The organism is Kribbella sp. NBC_00889, assembly GCF_045207705.1.
Classification (GTDB): domain Bacteria; phylum Actinomycetota; class Actinomycetes; order Propionibacteriales; family Kribbellaceae; genus Kribbella.
Genome location: NZ_CP108783.1, coordinates 6,260,988 through 6,278,361, shown reverse-complemented (window position 1 = coordinate 6,278,361; position 17,374 = coordinate 6,260,988). Strand labels below are relative to the sequence as shown.

The 17,374-nt window shown below is 69.0% G+C and carries 18 protein-coding genes and 1 pseudogene; 11 read left to right on the top strand and 8 right to left on the bottom strand.

Features of this window, described 5'->3' with window-relative positions; genetic code table 11:
- Positions 1-99: 99 nt before the first annotated feature.
- From OG817_RS30645 to OG817_RS30615, 7 genes are all read left to right on the top strand, one after another.
- Positions 100-1,458 (top strand): glutamine synthetase family protein, encoded by a 1,359-nt coding sequence (locus OG817_RS30645; protein ID WP_406048056.1) that lies wholly within the window; start codon positions 100-102, stop codon positions 1,456-1,458.
- Complete coding sequence (locus OG817_RS30640; protein WP_406048055.1) at positions 1,439-2,152, top strand: gamma-glutamyl-gamma-aminobutyrate hydrolase family protein; 714 nt, start codon at positions 1,439-1,441, stop codon at positions 2,150-2,152. The genes OG817_RS30645 and OG817_RS30640 overlap by 20 nt, the downstream gene beginning before the upstream one ends.
- Complete coding sequence (locus OG817_RS30635) at positions 2,149-3,495, top strand: aldehyde dehydrogenase family protein (RefSeq protein ID WP_406048054.1); 1,347 nt, start codon at positions 2,149-2,151, stop codon at positions 3,493-3,495. The genes OG817_RS30640 and OG817_RS30635 overlap by 4 nt, the downstream gene beginning before the upstream one ends.
- Entirely contained in the window at positions 3,496-4,272 is a 777-nt protein-coding gene (locus OG817_RS30630) for a 3-oxoacyl-ACP reductase (RefSeq protein ID WP_406048053.1), read from the top strand.
- Between the two features lie 9 nt (positions 4,273-4,281).
- Positions 4,282-5,001 (top strand): FadR/GntR family transcriptional regulator, encoded by a 720-nt coding sequence (locus OG817_RS30625; protein WP_396391773.1) that lies wholly within the window; start codon positions 4,282-4,284, stop codon positions 4,999-5,001.
- Between the two features lie 266 nt (positions 5,002-5,267).
- On the top strand, positions 5,268-8,024 hold the full coding sequence (locus OG817_RS30620) for an AAA family ATPase (RefSeq protein ID WP_406048052.1): 2,757 nt from the start codon (positions 5,268-5,270) through the stop codon (positions 8,022-8,024).
- A gap of 264 nt (positions 8,025-8,288) precedes the next feature.
- Positions 8,289-8,510, top strand: a complete 222-nt coding sequence (locus tag OG817_RS30615) for an SCO4848 family membrane protein (protein ID WP_360438868.1) — start codon at positions 8,289-8,291, stop codon at positions 8,508-8,510.
- Here the strand turns inward: OG817_RS30615 and OG817_RS30610 are convergent.
- Positions 8,500-9,303 (bottom strand): AraC family transcriptional regulator, encoded by an 804-nt coding sequence (locus OG817_RS30610; RefSeq protein WP_406048049.1) that lies wholly within the window; start codon positions 9,301-9,303, stop codon positions 8,500-8,502. The genes OG817_RS30615 and OG817_RS30610 overlap by 11 nt on opposite strands.
- Positions 9,304-9,316: 13 nt before the next feature.
- Here OG817_RS30610 and OG817_RS30605 point away from each other — a divergent pair, with 13 nt between their 5' ends.
- The 3 genes from OG817_RS30605 (at position 9,317) to OG817_RS30595 (ending at position 11,232) form a co-directional block, all read left to right on the top strand.
- On the top strand, positions 9,317-10,144 hold the full coding sequence (locus OG817_RS30605; protein WP_406048048.1) for a M55 family metallopeptidase: 828 nt from the start codon (positions 9,317-9,319) through the stop codon (positions 10,142-10,144).
- Between the two features lie 52 nt (positions 10,145-10,196).
- Positions 10,197-10,628, top strand: a complete 432-nt coding sequence (locus OG817_RS30600) for a DUF2000 family protein (protein WP_406048047.1) — start codon at positions 10,197-10,199, stop codon at positions 10,626-10,628.
- Between the two features lie 145 nt (positions 10,629-10,773).
- The gene (locus OG817_RS30595) at positions 10,774-11,232 is read left to right on the top strand and encodes a hypothetical protein (protein ID WP_406048046.1); all 459 of its coding nucleotides are present in this window, start codon (positions 10,774-10,776) and stop codon (positions 11,230-11,232) included.
- On the opposite strand, the gene OG817_RS30590 is transcribed toward OG817_RS30595, so the two are convergent.
- From OG817_RS30590 to sdhC, 6 genes and pseudogenes are all read right to left on the bottom strand, one after another.
- On the bottom strand, positions 11,219-11,476 hold the full coding sequence (locus OG817_RS30590; protein WP_406057664.1) for a hypothetical protein: 258 nt from the start codon (positions 11,474-11,476) through the stop codon (positions 11,219-11,221). The genes OG817_RS30595 and OG817_RS30590 overlap by 14 nt on opposite strands.
- 321 nt (positions 11,477-11,797) lie before the next feature.
- A pseudogene (locus OG817_RS30585) lies at positions 11,798-11,926 on the bottom strand (hypothetical protein); the annotation flags it as partial.
- Positions 11,927-11,968: 42 nt separating this feature from the next.
- Positions 11,969-12,673, bottom strand: a complete 705-nt coding sequence (locus OG817_RS30580) for a succinate dehydrogenase iron-sulfur subunit (protein WP_360438850.1) — start codon at positions 12,671-12,673, stop codon at positions 11,969-11,971.
- The gene (sdhA, locus tag OG817_RS30575; RefSeq protein ID WP_406048045.1) at positions 12,673-14,415 is read right to left on the bottom strand and encodes a succinate dehydrogenase flavoprotein subunit; all 1,743 of its coding nucleotides are present in this window, start codon (positions 14,413-14,415) and stop codon (positions 12,673-12,675) included. The genes OG817_RS30580 and sdhA overlap by 1 nt, the downstream gene beginning before the upstream one ends.
- Positions 14,416-14,422: 7 nt before the next feature.
- On the bottom strand, positions 14,423-14,887 hold the full coding sequence (locus OG817_RS30570) for a succinate dehydrogenase hydrophobic membrane anchor subunit (protein WP_406048043.1): 465 nt from the start codon (positions 14,885-14,887) through the stop codon (positions 14,423-14,425).
- A 1-nt stretch (position 14,888) separates the two neighbouring features.
- Positions 14,889-15,221, bottom strand: a complete 333-nt coding sequence (gene sdhC, locus OG817_RS30565) for a succinate dehydrogenase, cytochrome b556 subunit (RefSeq protein ID WP_328526863.1) — start codon at positions 15,219-15,221, stop codon at positions 14,889-14,891.
- 180 nt (positions 15,222-15,401) lie between these two features.
- On the opposite strand from sdhC, the gene OG817_RS30560 reads away from it, so the two are divergent.
- On the top strand, positions 15,402-16,217 hold the full coding sequence (locus tag OG817_RS30560; RefSeq protein WP_396391781.1) for an MBL fold metallo-hydrolase: 816 nt from the start codon (positions 15,402-15,404) through the stop codon (positions 16,215-16,217).
- On the opposite strand, the gene OG817_RS30555 is transcribed toward OG817_RS30560, so the two are convergent.
- Positions 16,214-17,353, bottom strand: coding sequence for a glycosyltransferase (locus OG817_RS30555; RefSeq protein WP_406048041.1), 1,140 nt, complete (start codon positions 17,351-17,353; stop codon positions 16,214-16,216). The genes OG817_RS30560 and OG817_RS30555 overlap by 4 nt on opposite strands.
- Between the last annotated feature and the right edge of the window lie 21 nt (positions 17,354-17,374).

The window sequence follows — 17,374 nt, the reverse complement described above, 5'->3', positions numbered from 1 at the left end:
CCCCGCAGTGTCACGGCACCACCACGCCGCAGCATTGACAGTACCGGCTGGGCTTGAGTCAATGGACTGGGGGCAGACCAATAGATCCGAGGAGTGGACGTGGCTGCTGGCAGGATTCGGGTGCAGGAGTTGCGGGATCTGGTCGGGTCCGGGCGGGTCGACACGGTGCTGGTGGCGATCACGGACATGCAGGGGCGGTTGCAGGGAAAGCGCTGTGGCGCGCGGTACTTCCTGGAGGAGGTGCTGAGGCACGGGACCGAGGGGTGCAACTACCTGCTGGCGGTCGACGTCGACATGAACACCGTGGACGGGTACGCGATGTCGTCCTGGGAGCGTGGGTACGGCGACCTGGTGATGGCGCCCGATCTCAACACCCTGAGGCTCGTCCCGTGGCTGGAAGCGACCGCGATGGTCCTCTGCGACGTGCAATGGCTCGACGGCACCCCCGTGGTCGCGTCACCACGCCAGGTCCTCCGCGCGCAACTCGATCGCCTCGCCGCCAGAGGCCTCAGGGCGTACGTCGGCACCGAGCTCGAGTTCATGGTCTTCGACGACACCTTCGAGTCGGCCTGGGACAAGCGCTACCGCGACCTGGTCCCGGGCAACCAGTACAACGTCGACTACTCCCTCCTCGGCACCTCCCGGGTCGAGCCGCTCCTGCGCGACATCCGCAACGGCATGACCGGCGCCGGCCTGTACGTCGAGTCCGCCAAGGGCGAATGCAACTTCGGCCAGCACGAGATCGCCTTCCGGTACGACGAGGCCCTCGTCACCTGCGACAACCACTCGATCTACAAGACGGGTGCGAAGGAGATCGCCGCGAAACACGGCAAGAGCCTCACGTTCATGGCGAAGTACGACGAACGCGAGGGCAACTCGTGCCACATCCACCTGAGCTTCCGGTCCACCGCGGGAGACGCCGTACTGGCCGGTGATCGCGAGCACGGGTTCTCCGAGCTGATGGAGCGGTTCATCGCCGGTCAGCTCGCCTGCCTGTCCGAGTTCACCTACCTGCTCGCGCCGAACATCAACTCCTACAAGCGGTTCATCCGCGGCAGCTTCGCGCCGACGGCGGTCGCCTGGGGCCTGGACAACCGGACCTGCTCGCTCCGCGTGGTCGGCCACGGCGACTCGCTCCGGGTCGAGAACCGTCTCCCCGGTGGCGATGTGAACCCGTACCTGGCCGTCGCCGCGATCGTCGCCGCGGGCCTGTACGGCATCGAGAACGAACTGGAGCTCGAGCCCCTGCTGGAGGGCAACGCGTACGACTCCGACCGGCAACACGTACCGGTCACGTTGCGCGAGGCGGCCGCGCTGTTCACCGGCTCGAAGATCGCCCGCGACGCGTTCGGCGAGGAGATGGTCGACCACTACGCCAACGCGGCCCGCGTCGAGCTCGACGCGTACGACGCCGCCGTCACCGACTGGGAGCGCATCCGTGGCTTCGAACGCCTCTAGGTCGCGCATCGGCATCACGACGTACCTCGAGCCGGCCGCTTGGGGGATCTGGCAGCGCGAAGCAGCCCTCCTCCCACGCGCCTACCTCGACGGGGTCGTCGCGGCCGGGGGCGTACCGCTGCTGTTGCCGCCGGTCGGCACGGACCCGAGCGTCCTCGACGTTCTCGACGGCCTGATCGTCTCCGGTGGCTGCGATGTCGACCCCGCCTCGTACGGCGCCACGCCGCATCCGGAAACGGCCGACACCAGGCCGGGCCGGGATGAGCACGAGCGTGTCCTGATCCAAGGCGCACTCGACCGCGATCTGCCGCTGCTGGCGATCTGCCGCGGTCTGCAGATGCTCAATGTCACGCTGGGTGGGACGCTGCATCAGCATCTCCCGGACGTCGTCGCCCACGACGCGCATCGACCGGAGGCGGCGGTGTTCGGCACCACCGAGGTCAAGGTCGAGCCGGACACTCTCACCGCCCGCATCCTGGGCGAGCGCACGGGGGTCCGCTGCTACCACCACCAGGCCATCGACGTACTGGCGCCGGGCCTGACGGTCACCGCCCGCGCCGGCGACGGAACGGTCGAAGCGGCCGAGGCGCCGGACCACAGCTTCGTTCTCGGCGTCCAGTCGCACCCGGAGGAGAACCTCGACGACCTGCGGCTGTTCGCCGCCCTGATCGCAGCCGCGAGGAGCCGTTCATGATGTACGACGTGATCAACCCGGCCACCGAGAAGGTGGTCCGCACGATCGCCCTGGCCACCGAGCGGGAGACGGACGCAGCGATCGACAGAGCCGCGGAGGCCTTCCATACGTGGCGAAACGTCGCTCCGGCGGATCGCGGCCGGTTGCTGCGCCGCTTCGCCGACGCGGTGGACGCTGACCTGGAGAACCTTGCCGCGCTGGAGGTCGAGAACGCGGGCCACACCATCGGCAACGCCCGCTGGGAAGCCGGCAACGTCCGCGACGTGCTGACCTATTACTCGGCGGCCCCGGAACGCCTGTTCGGCAAGCAGATTCCGGTTGCCGGCGGCATCGACATCACCTTCCAGGAACCGCTCGGTGTCGTCGGCGTGATCGTGCCGTGGAACTTCCCGATGCCGATCGCCGGCTGGGGTTTCGCTCCCGCGCTGGCGGCCGGCAACACCGTCGTACTGAAGCCGGCCGAGCTGACGCCGCTGACCGCTCTGAGGTTCGGCGAGTTGGCGCTCGAGGCGGGACTGCCGCCGGGTGTGTTCGAGGTCGTGCCGGGCAAGGGAACGGTCGTCGGGCAACGGTTCGTCACGCATCCGGCCGTCCGCAAGGTCGTCTTCACCGGGTCGACCGTGGTCGGCAAGCAGATCATGGCCGGCTGCGCCGACCAGGTGAAGCGCGTGACGCTGGAGCTCGGCGGGAAGTCGGCCAACATCGTCTTCGCGGACGCGGATCTGGACAAGGCCGCGGCTCAGGCGCCGTACGGCGTGTTCGACAACGCCGGTCAGGACTGCTGCGCGCGATCGCGGATCCTGGTGGAGCGGTCGGCGTACGACCGGTTCCTGGAGTTGCTGGAGCCCGCGGTGAAGAACTTCACGGTGGGCGACCCGTCGGATCCGGCGACCGAGATGGGTCCGTTGATCTCGAAGGCTCAACTGGAGCGGGTTGCGTCGTACGTCGAGAATCCGGCCTTTCAGGGCACAGCGCCACAAGGTCCGGGATTCTGGTTCCCGCCGACTGTTCTCGCGCCCGCGAGTGATCGGGCGGTGCGGGAGGAGATCTTCGGGCCGGTGGTGGCGGTGATCCCGTTCGAGGACGAGGCGGACGCGGTGCGGATCGCGAACGATTCGCAGTACGGCCTGTCCGGCTCGATCTGGACGCGCGACACCGGCCGCGCGCTGCGAGTCGGCCGGGGTGTCGAGGCGGGCAATCTGTCGATCAACTCGAACTCGTCGGTGCGGTACTCCACGCCGTTCGGCGGCTACAAGCAGTCCGGGCTCGGCCGTGAGCTCGGCCCGGACGCGCTGGACGCGTTCACCGAGACCAAGAACATCTTCATCAGCACGGAGGACTGAATGCACTCACAGGCACACCGGCTGGAAGGCCGGGTCGCGGTGGTCACCGGCGGCGCGAGCGGGATCGGCCTGGCCACGGTACGACGCCTTGCCGCCGAAGGGGCCAACGTCGTGATCGGCGACGTCGATCCGGCCGCCGGGAAGGCCGCCGCGGACGAGGCCGCCGGGCTGTTCGTGGCCACCGACGTGACCGACCAGGCCGCGGTCGAGAACCTCTTCCGCCAGGCGTACGACACGTACGGCAGCGTGGACATCGCGTTCAACAACGCGGGCATCTCGCCGCCCGAGGACGCGTCGATCCTGGACACCGGACTGGAGGCGTGGCGGAAGGTGCAGGAGGTCAACCTGACCTCGGTGTACCTGTGCTGCAAGGCCGCGATCCCTTACATGCAACGCCAGGGCCGCGGCTCGATCATCAACACCGCATCGTTCGTCGCCGTCATGGGCGCGGCCACATCGCAGATCTCGTACTCCGCGTCGAAGGGCGGCGTACTCGCGATGAGCCGCGAGCTCGGCGTCGAGTTCGCGCGGCAGGGGATCCGGGTCAACGCGCTCTGCCCGGGTCCGGTGAACACGCCGCTGCTGACCGAGTTGTTCGCGAAGGATCCGGAGCGGGCGCAGCGGCGGCTGGTGCATGTGCCGATGGGCCGGTTCGGTGAGCCGGAGGAGATCGCGGCCGCGGTCGCCTTCCTGGCCAGTGACGACTCGTCGTTCATCACCGCCAACACGTTCCTCGTCGACGGCGGAATCTCAGGCGCCTACGTCACCCCGATCTAGTCTGTGCTCATGGTCGCCCAGGCAGACGACGCGGTGTTCCGGCCGGTCCGGACGGGCAACCCGTTCGAGGAGACGGTCGAGAGGTTGCTGCAGGCAATCAAGCTCGGCGTCGTCGTACCTGGCGACCGGCTCCCGTCCGAACGCGACCTGGCGGCCCGGCTGAACGTCAGCCGGGTCACCCTGCGAGAGGCGATCCATGCGCTGACCGAGGCCGGGTACGTCGAGTCCCGGCGCGGGCGGTACGGCGGCACGTTCGTCAACACGCAGCTGCCGAAACCCCGTCGTACGCCGGCCAAACGGCTCGCCCGCGAACTGGGCGACGGGCTGGAGGACGCCCTGGTACTGCGCTCTGCCTTGGAGACCGGGGCAGCGGAAGCGTCGGCGTCCCGCGCGTTGAGCGACGCCGAGCAGGAGCATCTCCGGCGTTGTCTCGCGGAGACGTCGGCCGCCAGGTTGTCCGACTACCGCCGCTTCGACTCGCGGCTGCATCTCGCGATCGCCGAGGTCTCCGGGTCGCCGTCGCTGACATCGGCGACCGCGGACGTCAGGATGCGGCTGAACGAGTTGCTTGACGCGATCCCCTTGCTGGAGCGCAATCTGCGGCACTCCAACGAACAGCACGAGGCGATCGTCGAGGCCATCCTGGCCGGCGACGCCCCGGCCGCCCGGCAGGCCATGCAGGAACACCTGTCCGGCACCGCCACCCTGCTGCGCGCGTTTCTCGCCTGACCCGGTGAGCCAGTGACCGCGAATTCAGCTGATCACCGGCTGGACACACCTCTGGCCGGGTACCGGGCCGGTGTGTCCTTTGTCTACAACGTCGGGGTGGGCGATCCGTGCCCCGGCACCATCGTGCCGCCTGACTGCTCGGATCTGGGCAGCGTCGGGTGACAGGATGGTGACGGGATGGTTTCCTCATGTGACACTCGCCGTGTCGGCCGGTCATTGACTGTGATAATCGACGAGGGTAATCCTTCGAGGAGTATGTGGGATCGATGACTGACGACGAGCTGGTCGGGCGCGCCGGACTGGTCGAGCGTGCGAAGAAGCAGCTCGAGACCAGCGGCAGCGTGCTGCTCTATGGCCCGACCGGGATCGGCAAGTCGGCCATGGGCCGCGCGCTGGTCGCCGACCGCACCCGCGCCGGGTGCCGCGTCCTCAGCGCCGCCCCGTCCCAGAGCGAAGCCGGTCTCCCGTATGTCACCCTCCTCGACCTGCTGTCCAATCAGCTCGAGCTCGCCTGGACGGTCCTGCCCGACCACCTCCGTCAGCCGCTCGAGGTCGCCCTGCTGAAGGCCAGCGCGCCTGACACGGTCCGCGACGAGCTGGCCGTGCGCCTCGCCGTACTGCATGTGCTGCGTCGACTCGCGGCCAACGGGCCCGTGCTGCTGGTCGTGGACGACATCCAGTGGGTGGACCCGTCCAGCCTGGAGGTGCTGACGTTCTGCGCCCGCCGGCTGTCCGAGGGCGTGCACATGCTGGCCACCGAGCAGGTAGCTGACGGCGATCTGCCGGTCATGGCCGAGGCGTGCCCGGAGCCTGTGCTGCAGCTGGAGGTACCGCCGCTGACAGAGCCGGACGTGCTCGGTCTGCTGCGTCAGCGGCTCTCCAGCCCGCTGCCCGTGCGTACGGCACGCCGCATCTTCACTGCCAGCGCCGGCAACCCGTTCATGGCGCTGGAGCTCGGCCGGGCGGTGCTGCGGCATCCGCAAGGCGTCTCGCCGAACGATCCGCTCCCGGTGTCGAGTCGGCTCAAGACGCTGCTCGGCGACCGGCTGTCCGACCTGACTTCCTGCGCGCACGAGCTCCTGCTGCACGCAGCCTCGTCGCCGCGGCCGACCACGGCCCAGCTGGCGCAGTCGCTCGGGCGGCCGATCGACACTGAGCTGGCCGAGGCCGAGTCGCTCGGGCTGATCGACGTGTCCTCCGAGCGGCTCCGGTTCGCGCACCCGCTGCTGCGGGAGTTCGTGTACGCCGAAGCCACCTCGGCGGCCCGTCGCCAGGCGCACGCACAGTTGGCGGCCGTGGTCGGCGAACCGGTCGAGAACGCGACCCATCGTGCCCTGGCCACCCAGGAGGCCGACGCCGAGCTGGCCTGCGCGATCGAGGAGGCCGCAGCCGTCGCGGCCGGCCGGGGTGCGCCAGGTGCCGCTGCCACGCTGTGGCGACTGGCCGCCGAGCGTACGCCGTCCAGCCTGCCGGACGAACGGGCCCGGCGCCTGACGCGAGCCGCCGACGATGCCGCGGCCGCCGGTCATCTCGCAGAGTCCGCCGACATGGCGCGGCTCGCCGTACGCGCCGCGACCGAGCCGCAGACCAGGGTGCCCGCGCTGTTGCTGCTGGTGGACGCCGCCTGGCCGGATCACGACCGCCGGGTCGAGATCCTGTCCGAGGCATTCGGGGCCGCCGCCGGTGACCAGCTGCTCGAGGCGCGGGTGCGGATCATGCGCAGCCACAGCGAGTACTTCGATCGCCGGTTCGACGCCGCCCAGGAGGACGCGCGGGTCGCAGAGGCGCTGGCGCGGAAGAGCGGTGACACCGAGGCTCTGGTGGACGCGCTGAGCGCGGCCAGCTCGGTGCTGATGTCACGGGACGCTGAGGAGACCGCGGACGCTCTGCTGCAGCAGGCGGCCGAGCTGTCCCTCGGGCTGCCGCTGACCAAGGCCGTGGTGAACGCCCGGCAGATGGCGGCCATGCGGGAGCTGTTCTGCGGCCGGACCGACGCGGCGATCGCGGCGATCAGCTCGCTGGTCGACGAGGTGCGCGACGGCGGTGCGATGCGGTGGCTGGCGTCGGTGCTGATCTCGGCGACCGCGATCTACGAGCGCAGCGGGCGCGGAGCGGATGCGCTCGCGGCCGGGCACGAGTGCTACCAGCTGATGCAGGACATCGGCGAGGAGGCCGAGGTCGGCATGGTCATCGCCAGCCGGGCCGAGTGGGCCGGTGGTACGGCGGCGATGGGCCGGCAGCTCGCGGAGGCGGCGCTGGAAGGGGTCCGCCTCGTCGGCAACGACGAGTGGACCGGACCGGCGCTGGCCAGCCTCGGGCTGATCGGCGTACTGACGGGTGATCCGCAGCGGGCGGTGGAGGCCTTCGACGCGATCGCGGACTCCGGCGAGGCGGCGATGCCGTTCGACCCGGCGGTGATCCCGTGGCATGCGGACTACGCCGAGGCGCTGGTCGCGGCCGGGCGACTGCAGGACGCCGCGGAGCTGATCGCGGAGATCCGGGGCCGGGCGGAGACGCTGGACCGTGCGGTGGTGCGGGTCGGGCTGGCCCGGTCGGAGGCGTTGCTGATCGCCAAGCAGGGCGATCCGGCCGCGGCACTGGATCTGCTGGAGGAGACGATCGCCACGGCGGGGGACCGCGTGTACCCGCTGGACCTGGCCCGGTGTGAGCTCACCCGCGGCAGGGTGGCCCGGCAGGCGCGCCGACGGTCGGTGGCGCGGACGGCGTTCCTGGACGCGATCGAGCAGTTCGAGGCGTACGGCGCCCCCGCGTGGCGCGAGGTCGCCGAGACCGAACTGGCCCGCCTCGACGTCCCGAGCCGCAGCCGCCAGCCCTCGGAGCTCACCGACAACGAGCAGCAGATCGTCGCGATGGTCCGCGACGGTTCCACCAACCGCGAGATCGCCGCCGCCCTCTACCTCTCGGTCAAGGCCGTGGAGTCCCAACTGACCCGGCTCTACCGCCGCTTCGGCGTCGCCAACCGCACCCAGCTCCTCCGGATGGTCGACCGCCCCCACGGGTAAACCGGACGCCCCGCACTCACCAACGCCCGCGGCGTCGATCGCTCCACGCTCAGCGTGGTGCGCTCTGCATCCTTCTGAGTGGGTTGATGAGTGGCACAGGTCCGCCTCCCGCAGGGAAACCCTTGAGGTGACCCGTGGGTAGGTTGGATCGCTTGCCGCCGCGCCGACCATGAACCAAGGTCGATGACAGGAGCTCGCCCCTCGGGCGGGGCGGCCGAGTGAGGCGCGGCCGCCCCGTTTTTCAACGCCGGGGACAATGGCCGGGTGAAACTCGAACGCAAGCACGCGCTGGTGCTACTCGGCATCGCGGTCTGGAACGTCGTCACCTATGTGACGTTCATCAAGAACCTGGCCGCCACCGAGGGCCGACCGACCGGGTACTACGTCGCCCACACCATCCTGATCGTGGTCAACCTGCTGATCGCGGTCCTGCTCGGCACTTGGGGCGTCCGCGCCTACAAGGCTGCGCAGAAGGTCAACGCCTGACGAAGCTCGCCGGCGTCACCCCGAGCATCTTGCGGAAGTGCCGGTTCAGGTGGGACTGGTCGTAGAACCCGGCCAGCGTTGCCACGTCCGCGGGCGGATGCCCGTCGAGCAGGTAGCGCCTGGCCAGGTCGACCCGGCGCCCGGTCAGATACCGATGCGGCGGCATCCCGAACTCGCGGCTGAACGCCCGCACCAGATGCGCCGGATGCGCAGGCACCAGCTTCGACGCGTCGTCCAGTGTGATCCCGGCCGGCACGTTCGCATCCAGTACGTCGCGGAGCCGCGCAGCGATCCCGGGATCGCTGCGATCGGGCGGGTCGAGCACGTTCCGCCGCAGATGTTGCCGCAGCCGCTCCTCGATCAGCGTCAGCCGGCTCTGCGCCTCCAGGTCCTCCCGCCCGTCCAGCAGTACGCCGTGCAACTGGTGCAGACGGTGCCGCAGCAGCGGATCGACGTACTCGGGCTGGTCCACGGCCGCACCGATCAGGTCGAGCCCGAGCCGCTCGGGCTTCAGGTACAGCACGCGCTTGCGGAAGCCCTCGGGACGGACCGACCGCCCGTCGTGCGGGACGTTCGGCGGCAGCAGCGAGACCTGTGCCTGGGCCAGTCCGTGCTCGCGGTGGTCCAGGTCGTACCGCACCACGCCCTCGTCCACGATCAGCACGGTCCACGCGTCGTGCGTGTGGCTCGGGTACGCGTGGGAGGGAAAGTGCGCGTGCAGGACCTCGACGACCCCGCTCAGCTCGGGCCGCCACGCCTTGACCTCGGCGCCACCGCTCACAGTCAAGAACATACGCTTGCGTCCCGTGAAGGCTTACATCAGCGCGGACATGGAGGGCATCACCGGACTGGTCGACGCTGAGGACGTCCAGCCGCCGGGCCGGGACTACGAGCGTGGCCGGGTGATGATGACCGAGGACGTGAACGCCGCTGTCCGCGGTGCGTACGCCGCCGGTGCGACCGCCGTACTGGTCAACGACGCCCACGGCCCGATGCGCAACCTGCTGCCGGACCTGCTCGACCCACGCGCCACGCTGATCAAGGGACGCCCGAAGCCGATGGGCATGATGGAAGGCCTCACCAGCGAGTACGACGCTGTCCTCTGCGTCGGTTACCACGCGCGGGCCGGGGTGCTCGGCGTACTCAGCCACAGCTTCATGGGCCACGAGATCGAGGACATCTGGCTGGACGATCAGGTCACCGGTGAGATCGGCCTCTTCCACGCCGGGGCCGCGGCGTACGGCGTACCGGTCGCGGTGCTGACCGGCGACGACACGGCCTGTGCCGAGATGAGCGCGTGGGACGCCGGCGTACGCACGGTCGCCGTCAAGCAGGCCAAGGACCGCTTCGCCGCCCAACTCGTCCCGGTCCTCGAGGCCCGCGCCGCCATCGAATCCACCACCACCGAGGCCCTGCGCTCCCTCCCCTTCATCACCGCGTCGTCCAACCCCCGCCGCCTGACCGTCCGCTGGCAGTCCGCCTCCGTCGTCTCCCACCTCACCGCGATCCCTGGCGTCACCCGCCAGGACGACCGCACCGTCACCGTAGAGGCCGACATGCTCACCCTCTACCGCCTGTTCAACCTCTTCCTCCGTGTAGCCACCGCAGTAACCACCAACCCTCCGTACTGCTGAGAGGTGAAGAACGTACAAGACCGGAGTCTGGGTGGGGCGGGACTCTGGGGGTGTGGACAGTGCGAATGAGCCGATCAGGTTCGAGACGAAGATTGCTGTGTTGCTGCGGGAGGATTTGGCGGTTTGGCAGCGGTTGAATGTGGCGGCGTTCTTGGTGAGTGGGATCGCGGGGACGCGGCCGGAGGTGGTAGGGGAGCCTTATGAGGATGCGGATGGGGTGACCTACCTGCCGATGTTCCGGCAGCCGGTGCTGGTGTTCGAGGGGTCCAAGGAGTTCATGGCGACCGCACATCAACGCGCCCTGCAGCGCGGGATCGAGCACTCGGTGTTCACCCAAGAACTGTTTGCCACTGGCAACGACCGGGACAATCGGGCGGCCGTGAAGGCGGTCGCCACCGAGGAACTGGACCTGGTCGGGATCGCCCTTTACGGCCCGAAGAACGCCGTCGACAAGACCCTCAAGGGCGCCCACATGCACCCCTAGCTGTAGCGGACGGCCAGGCCATCACAACGGCCGAGCCGTGGGCATCCGGCGACTGCTGAGACCCGGTATGCGCCCATTGTGATGGCCTGCAGCTCCGCAACCCGCGACTGGGTGGCCGCTCGCACGGCGCCAGTAGCATGCCGGTGTGGCTGAGACCTGGGACGTACAACAGTTGGTCGCCGACGGATACGCACGTGTTGACGTCGAGCTGGACTGGGTTGACGGTCCCCGCGCCGGGCTCGTCGACGTCGAAGGTGCGACGCACTATTTCCAGTGCTACGACGTCGACGGTGATCTGGACGAGTACGTCGTCTGGCCGGCGAGCGAGGCCGTGGTTGCGCTGGAGCGGGAGCAGTGGGAGATCTTCGTGCGCTGGAACCAGCGCTACGAGGCTGGCTCCGCTGGGATTGAGAGCCATCCGGCGCATGGAGGGCTCGACGCCCGGTTCGACGAACTCGCCGGATTGCTCGCGCAATACCGCCAGCCGCCGCCAGGCGCGCGGCACCTCGTCGCCGACTGGCGATTCGACGCCGGCGCCCGTTACCGGGCTGACGGGACTGACTACTGGGTCTGCTGGAGTCTGGTCTCGCCTAGCGGGGAGTGACGCGGGTCCAGGCGTGGCCGTGGTCGGTGCTGTAGGCAAGTTGGGTGGCGCCGGGGTACTCGATCTCTACGCCGTACACGAGGCCGCCGTCCTCGGTGCGTTCCTGCAGGCGATCCGGAAGGCCGTTGAGGAAGGTGATCCGGCCGCCGCTCACGCCGTACAGCGATGGAGTGAGGTCGTTGAGCGGCTGTCCGAGCAGTACGGCGGTACCGTCGTCGAAGGCGATCGGCGAGGAGGCATGCACCGGCGCGGCCTGGTGGTCCAGTGCGCGCCGCGGTCCGTCGTCAGCATCAACGCCGATGTGACTGGGTCCGTCGAGACGACTGCGGCGATCGTGCGGCCGTCCGGGCTGACCGCGAGCGCAGTGTGGTCCGGGTCGAGGTCCTGCCGGTGCCACGTCGTGCCGTCGTCGGTCCAGGCCAGGACGGACTTGCTCGAGGCGGTGTCGCCGAGCACCCACCGCCGCCCGGTGCCGTCCTCCGCCTTGACCGTGCCTTCCGGGTTGTCGACCTTTGGCGAAGCGATGCGGCTTCTCGACCGCGCGGACGAACGCCTCCTGCACGGCGTCCTCGGTCTCGCCGAGGCTGCCGCAGAACGCGTAGAGCTGGGTGACCAGCCGACGGTAGCAACCGTCGTACAGCTCACGCAGGCCTTCCTGACACCTCCCCAGACAGCAACCAACCTCTGCCCCCACGACTGATGGGGGACAGAGGTTGGTTGGTGAATGTGAGCTAGCTCACACCCGGCGGAAGATCAGTGCGCGCTTGACCTCCTGGATCGCCTTGGTGACCTCGATACCGCGCGGGCAGGCGTCGGTGCAGTTGAACGTGGTCCGGCAGCGCCAGACGCCTTCCTTGTCGTTCAGGATCTCCAGCCGCTGCTCGGTGCCCTCGTCGCGGCTGTCGAAGATGAACCGGTGCGCGCCGACGATCGCCTGCGGGCCGAAGTACTGGCCGTCGGACCAGAACACCGGGCAGGACGTCGTACAGGCGGCGCAGAGGATGCACTTGGTGGTGTCGTCGAAGCGGTCCCGGTCGGCCTGCGACTGGATCCGCTCCCGGGTCGGCTCGTGGCCGCTGGTGACCAGGAACGGCATCACCGCGCGGTACGCGTCGAAGAACGGCTCCATGTCGACGACCAGGTCCTTGAGTACCGGCAGGCCCTTGATCGGCTCGACGGTGATCTCCTTCTCCGGGTTCAGGTCCTTGATCAGCGTCTTGCAGGCCAGCCGGTTGCGGCCGTTGATCCGCATCGCGTCCGAGCCGCAGACGCCGTGCGCGCAGGACCGCCGGAACGTCAGCGTGCCGTCCTGCTCCCACTTGATCTTGTGCAGCGCGTCCAGCACCCGGTCGGTCGGCTGCAGGCTGACGGAGTACGTCTTCCACTCCGCCTCGTCGAGGACCTCGGGGTTGTACCGGAGGATCTTGACCTTGACGTCCATCAGTACTTGCGCTCCATCGGCTTGTACCGGGTCTGGATGACCGGTTTGTAGTCGAGCCTGATGTTGATGTTGCCTTCGGCATCGAGCTCGCGGTAGGCCATCGTGTGCCGCATGAAGTTGACGTCGTCGCGGGTGGCGTAGTCCTCCCGGAAGTGACCGCCGCGCGACTCCGTCCGGGCCAGCGCGGACACCACCAGCACCTCGGCCAGGTCGAGCAGGAAGCCGAGCTCGACGGCCTCGAGCAGGTCGGTGTTGAACCGCTTGCCCTTGTCCTGCACGCCGACGGATGCGAACCGCAGCTTGAGCGCCTCGATGTCGGCCAGCGCCTGCTTCAGCGAGCCCTCGGTCCGGTACACCTGCGCGTTCAGGTCCATCGTCGCCTGCAGGTCGGACCGGATCGCCGCGATCCGCTCCTCGCCGGTGGAGTTGCGCAGCCCTTCGACCAGTTCGACGACGTACGCCGACGGCTCGTCCGGCAACTCCTCGAAGACGGCCGTGGCGGCGTACTCCGCGGCGGCGATGCCCGCGCGCCGGCCGAACACGTTGATGTCGAGCAGCGAGTTCGTGCCCAGGCGGTTCGCGCCGTGGACGGACACGCAGGCGACCTCGCCCGCGGCGTACAGGCCCGGGATCACGTCGTCGTTGGTGGCCAGCGCCTCACCCTTGATGTTGGTCGGGATGCCGCCCATCGCGTAGTGCGCGGTCGGGAACACCGGGATCTGCTCGGTGTACGGCTCGACGCCCAGGTACGTCCGGGCGAACTCCGTGATGTCGGGCAGCTTCGCGTCGATGTGTGCGGGCTCCAGGTGGGTCAGGTCGAGCATCACGTACGCGCCGTCCGGACCGCACCCGCGGCCCTCGCGAACCTCGTTCGCCATCGCCCGGGCGACCATGTCCCGCGGCGCCAGGTCCTTCACCGTCGGGGCGTAGCGCTCCATGAACCGCTCGTTGTCCTTGTTCCGCAGGATCCCGCCCTCGCCGCGGGCCGCCTCGGACAGCAGTACGCCCAGACCGGCCAGGCCGGTCGGGTGGAACTGGAAGAACTCCATGTCCTCCAGCGGCAGGCCCTTGCGCCAGACGATGCCCATCCCGTCGCCGGTCAGCGTGTGCGCGTTCGACGTGGTCCGGAACACCTTGCCGAACCCGCCGGAGGCGAAGATCACCGACTTGGCCGAGAACACGTGCAGTTCCCCGGTGGCCAGCTCGTAGGCGACCACACCGCTGGCCTTGCCGTCGGTCATCAGCAGGTCGAGAACGTAGTACTCGTTGAAGAACTCGACGTTCTGCTTGATGCACTGCTGGTACAGCGTCTGCAGGATCATGTGGCCGGTGCGGTCCGCCGCGAAGCAGGACCGGCGTACGACGGCCTCACCGTGGTTGCGGGTGTGGCCGCCGAAGAACCGCTGGTCGATCTTGCCCTCGGCGGTCCGGTTGAACGGCAGGCCCATCTTCTCCAGGTCGAGGACGGCGTCGACCGCCTCGCGGCACATCACCTCGGCCGCGTCCTGGTCGACCAGGAAGTCGCCACCCTTGACCGTGTCGAAGGTGTGCCACTCCCAGTTGTCCTCCTCGACGTTGGCCAGCGCGGCGCACATGCCGCCCTGGGCCGCGCCGGTGTGGGACCGGGTCGGATAGAGCTTGGTGAGCACCGCGGTCCGGGTCCGTTTGCTGGACTCGAGGGCGGCGCGCATCCCCGCTCCACCCGCGCCGACGATGATCACGTCGTACTGATGCTGTTGCATAACGTCCTTACTTACAGACCGTCAGCGTGCTGCTGGGGTCGAGGCAGGGGTCGAACGTGAAGATCACCAGGGTGCCCAGTACGACGATGACGATCGCCGCCATGATCAGCAAGGCCTTGAGCCAGAACCGGGTCTGGTCCTTCTCGGCGTAGTCGTTGATGATCGTGCGCAGCCCGTTGGTGCCGTGCAGCATGGCCAGCCACAGCATCAGCAGATCCCAGACCTGCCACAGCGGGTTGGCCCACTTGCCGGCCACGAAACCGAAGTCCAGCGCGGTGATGCCGCCGCCGAGCATCAGGTTCACGAACAGGTGGCCGAGCACGAGGACGACCAGGGCCAGGCCGGACAGCCGCATGAACAGCCAGCTGTACAGCTCGAAGTTGGTCTGCCCGGAGCGGTTCCGGCCGCCGCCCTTCAGCGAGCGGGAGCGGGAGCTCGAGCGAGGAGCCGCGAATCCTGGGGTTTCCGGCATCTCAGCCCCCGAACACGTGGGTCAGGTGCCGGATCACGAACGGCACGAACAGCACCACCCAGATCACCCCGACGCCGATCATCAGCTGCCGCTGGTAGCGCGGGCCCTTGGCCCAGAAGTCCACCAGGATGAGCCGGATGCCGTTGAAGGCGTGGAACAGGATCGCCGCCACCAGACCGACCTCGAGCAGGCCGACGATCGGGTTCTTGTAGGTGCCGATGACCTCGTTGTAGGCCTCCGGGGACACCCGCACCAGCGCGGTGTCGAGCACGTGCACCAGCAGGAAGAAGAAGATCCCCACGCCGGTGATCCGGTGCGCGACCCATGACCACATGCCCTCCCGGCCGCGATACAGCGTGCCGGCTGGTTTGCTGGGCACCAGATCCTCCTTGTCGCGAACACCAGGTCGTCTTGATGCTAGACCCGCTGCTTGCGGTGAAATGTACTGACAGATGTGACATCGATCGCGATGCGTGTGAGATCGGTCGCGTCGGCCGACTGAGGGGAGAACACGGTGAGTTTCTGGATCTGCGCGACCTGTGCGGTGGAGCACTCCGAACAAGTGGAGGTCTGCGCGATCTGCGCCGACGAGCGGCAGTGGGTGCCGGCCGACGGCCAGCACTGGACCACGCTGGAGGAGTTGGCCGCGGCCGGCACCGAGGTGACCATCGACGAGGTCGAGCCGAACCTGTACGGCGTCCGGTCGAAGCCGCCGGCCGGGATCGGTCAGCAGTCGATGCTGCTGGTGACCCCGGACGGCAGCCTGCTCTGGGACCCGATCGGGTACGTCGACGACGACGCGGTCCGGCGGATCCGCGAACGGGGCGAGGTGGCCGGGATCATCGCGAGCCACCCGCACATGTACGGCGTCCAGGTCGAGTGGAGCCACCGGCTCGGTGACGTGCCGGTGTACGTGTCCGAGCCGGACGCGGAGTGGGTGGCCCGGCAGGACCCGGTGATCCGGACCTGGTCGGGCAAGCTGAACCCGCTGCCCGGAGTGACGGTGATCCAGCCGGGTGGGCATTTCCCGGGCAGTGCGGTGGTGCACTGGGCGGAAGGTGCCGAGGGCAAGGGTGTGATCCTGTCCGGGGACACGATCTTCGCCAATCCGGACCGTACGTCGGTCAGCTTCATGCGCAGCTATCCGAACCGGATTCCGCTGTCGGGCGCGGTCGTGGACCGGGTCGCCCGTGCACTCGACCCGTTCGAGTACGACCGGCTCTACAACAACTTCGGTGCGTCGATCCCGGTCGACGCGAAGGCCGTCGTACGCCGGTCGGCCGATCGCCACGCGGCCTGGGTACGCGGCGACTACGACCACCTGACCTAAGCGGCCAGGCGCGCCTGGCCCAGCCGGGTGTGGAGGGCGAGCATGTGGCGGATGCAGGAGTCCCAGTCGTAGAGCTCGGCCCGGCGACGGGCCGCGGCTCTGCGGCCGGGCAGCTTCGCCAGTTCGAGTACGGCGTCCGCCAGCGCGACCGGGTTCGCCGAGGCCCAGCGGCCGCAGGTCTCGTCGACCAGTTCGCGCGCACCGCCGGCGTTCGCCGTGACGACCGGCGTACCGGCGGCGAGCGCCTCCAGGACGGCCAGGCCGAAGGTCTCGCCGGGGCAGACGGACAGCGCGACATCCGCCTCGGCCAGGTGGGTCGCCAGTCGCCGGCGGCCGTCGACGTACCCGTGGAAGATGACCGGGGCGTCACCGGCGATCGCGACCAGTTCGTCCAGGTGAGGGCCCGAGCCGTAGACGTCCATGCGCAGGTTCACCCCGCGGCGATGCAGCTCGGCCGCGGTGGCGACCGCCAGGTGCGGGCTCTTCTCACGGGACAGCCGCCCGGCGTGGACCAGCTTGAGTACTCCGTCGTCCACCGGCTCGGCCAGTGACGGATGGAACGTGTCCAGGTCGACCCCGAGCGGGATCCGGACCAGTGGCGTCGTCACCTCATCGAACTCGGCCGCGGCGTACCGCGACGTCACCACGACCGCGTCGTACGTGCGGCTCAGGATCTTGTACAGCGCGCCCACGCCGGCGATGACGCCCTGGCGGTACTGCGCTCCTTCACCGCCGAGCCGCCGCGGCCGGGCGGTGTACAACGACAGCATCGCGTCCAGACGTTCGTGGCTGAACAACACCGAGCCGATGTCGTTCTTGCGGGCCCAGCGCGCGACCGGCAGCAACGTGGACTTGTCCGAGATCTCCACGGTGGTCGGCCGGAACCGCTCGAGCGTCTCGATCACCTTCCAGGGATCGGTGATGAGGCGGTACCCGCCGGCGATCTTCAGGGCCTTCGTCCGGACCACCGTGCCGAACTCGGTGTCGATCGCGACATCCCTCTCACCCGGGGTGATCACGATCCGCTCGGCGCCGGCCTCGACGTACCCCTGACCGAGGTGCTCGATCGCGGTCCGCATCCCACCGGACGTCGGCCCGACGAAGTTGGCCAGCTGGGCGATCCGCAGTTGCATCATCTGTTAGGTCGCGGGGAAATC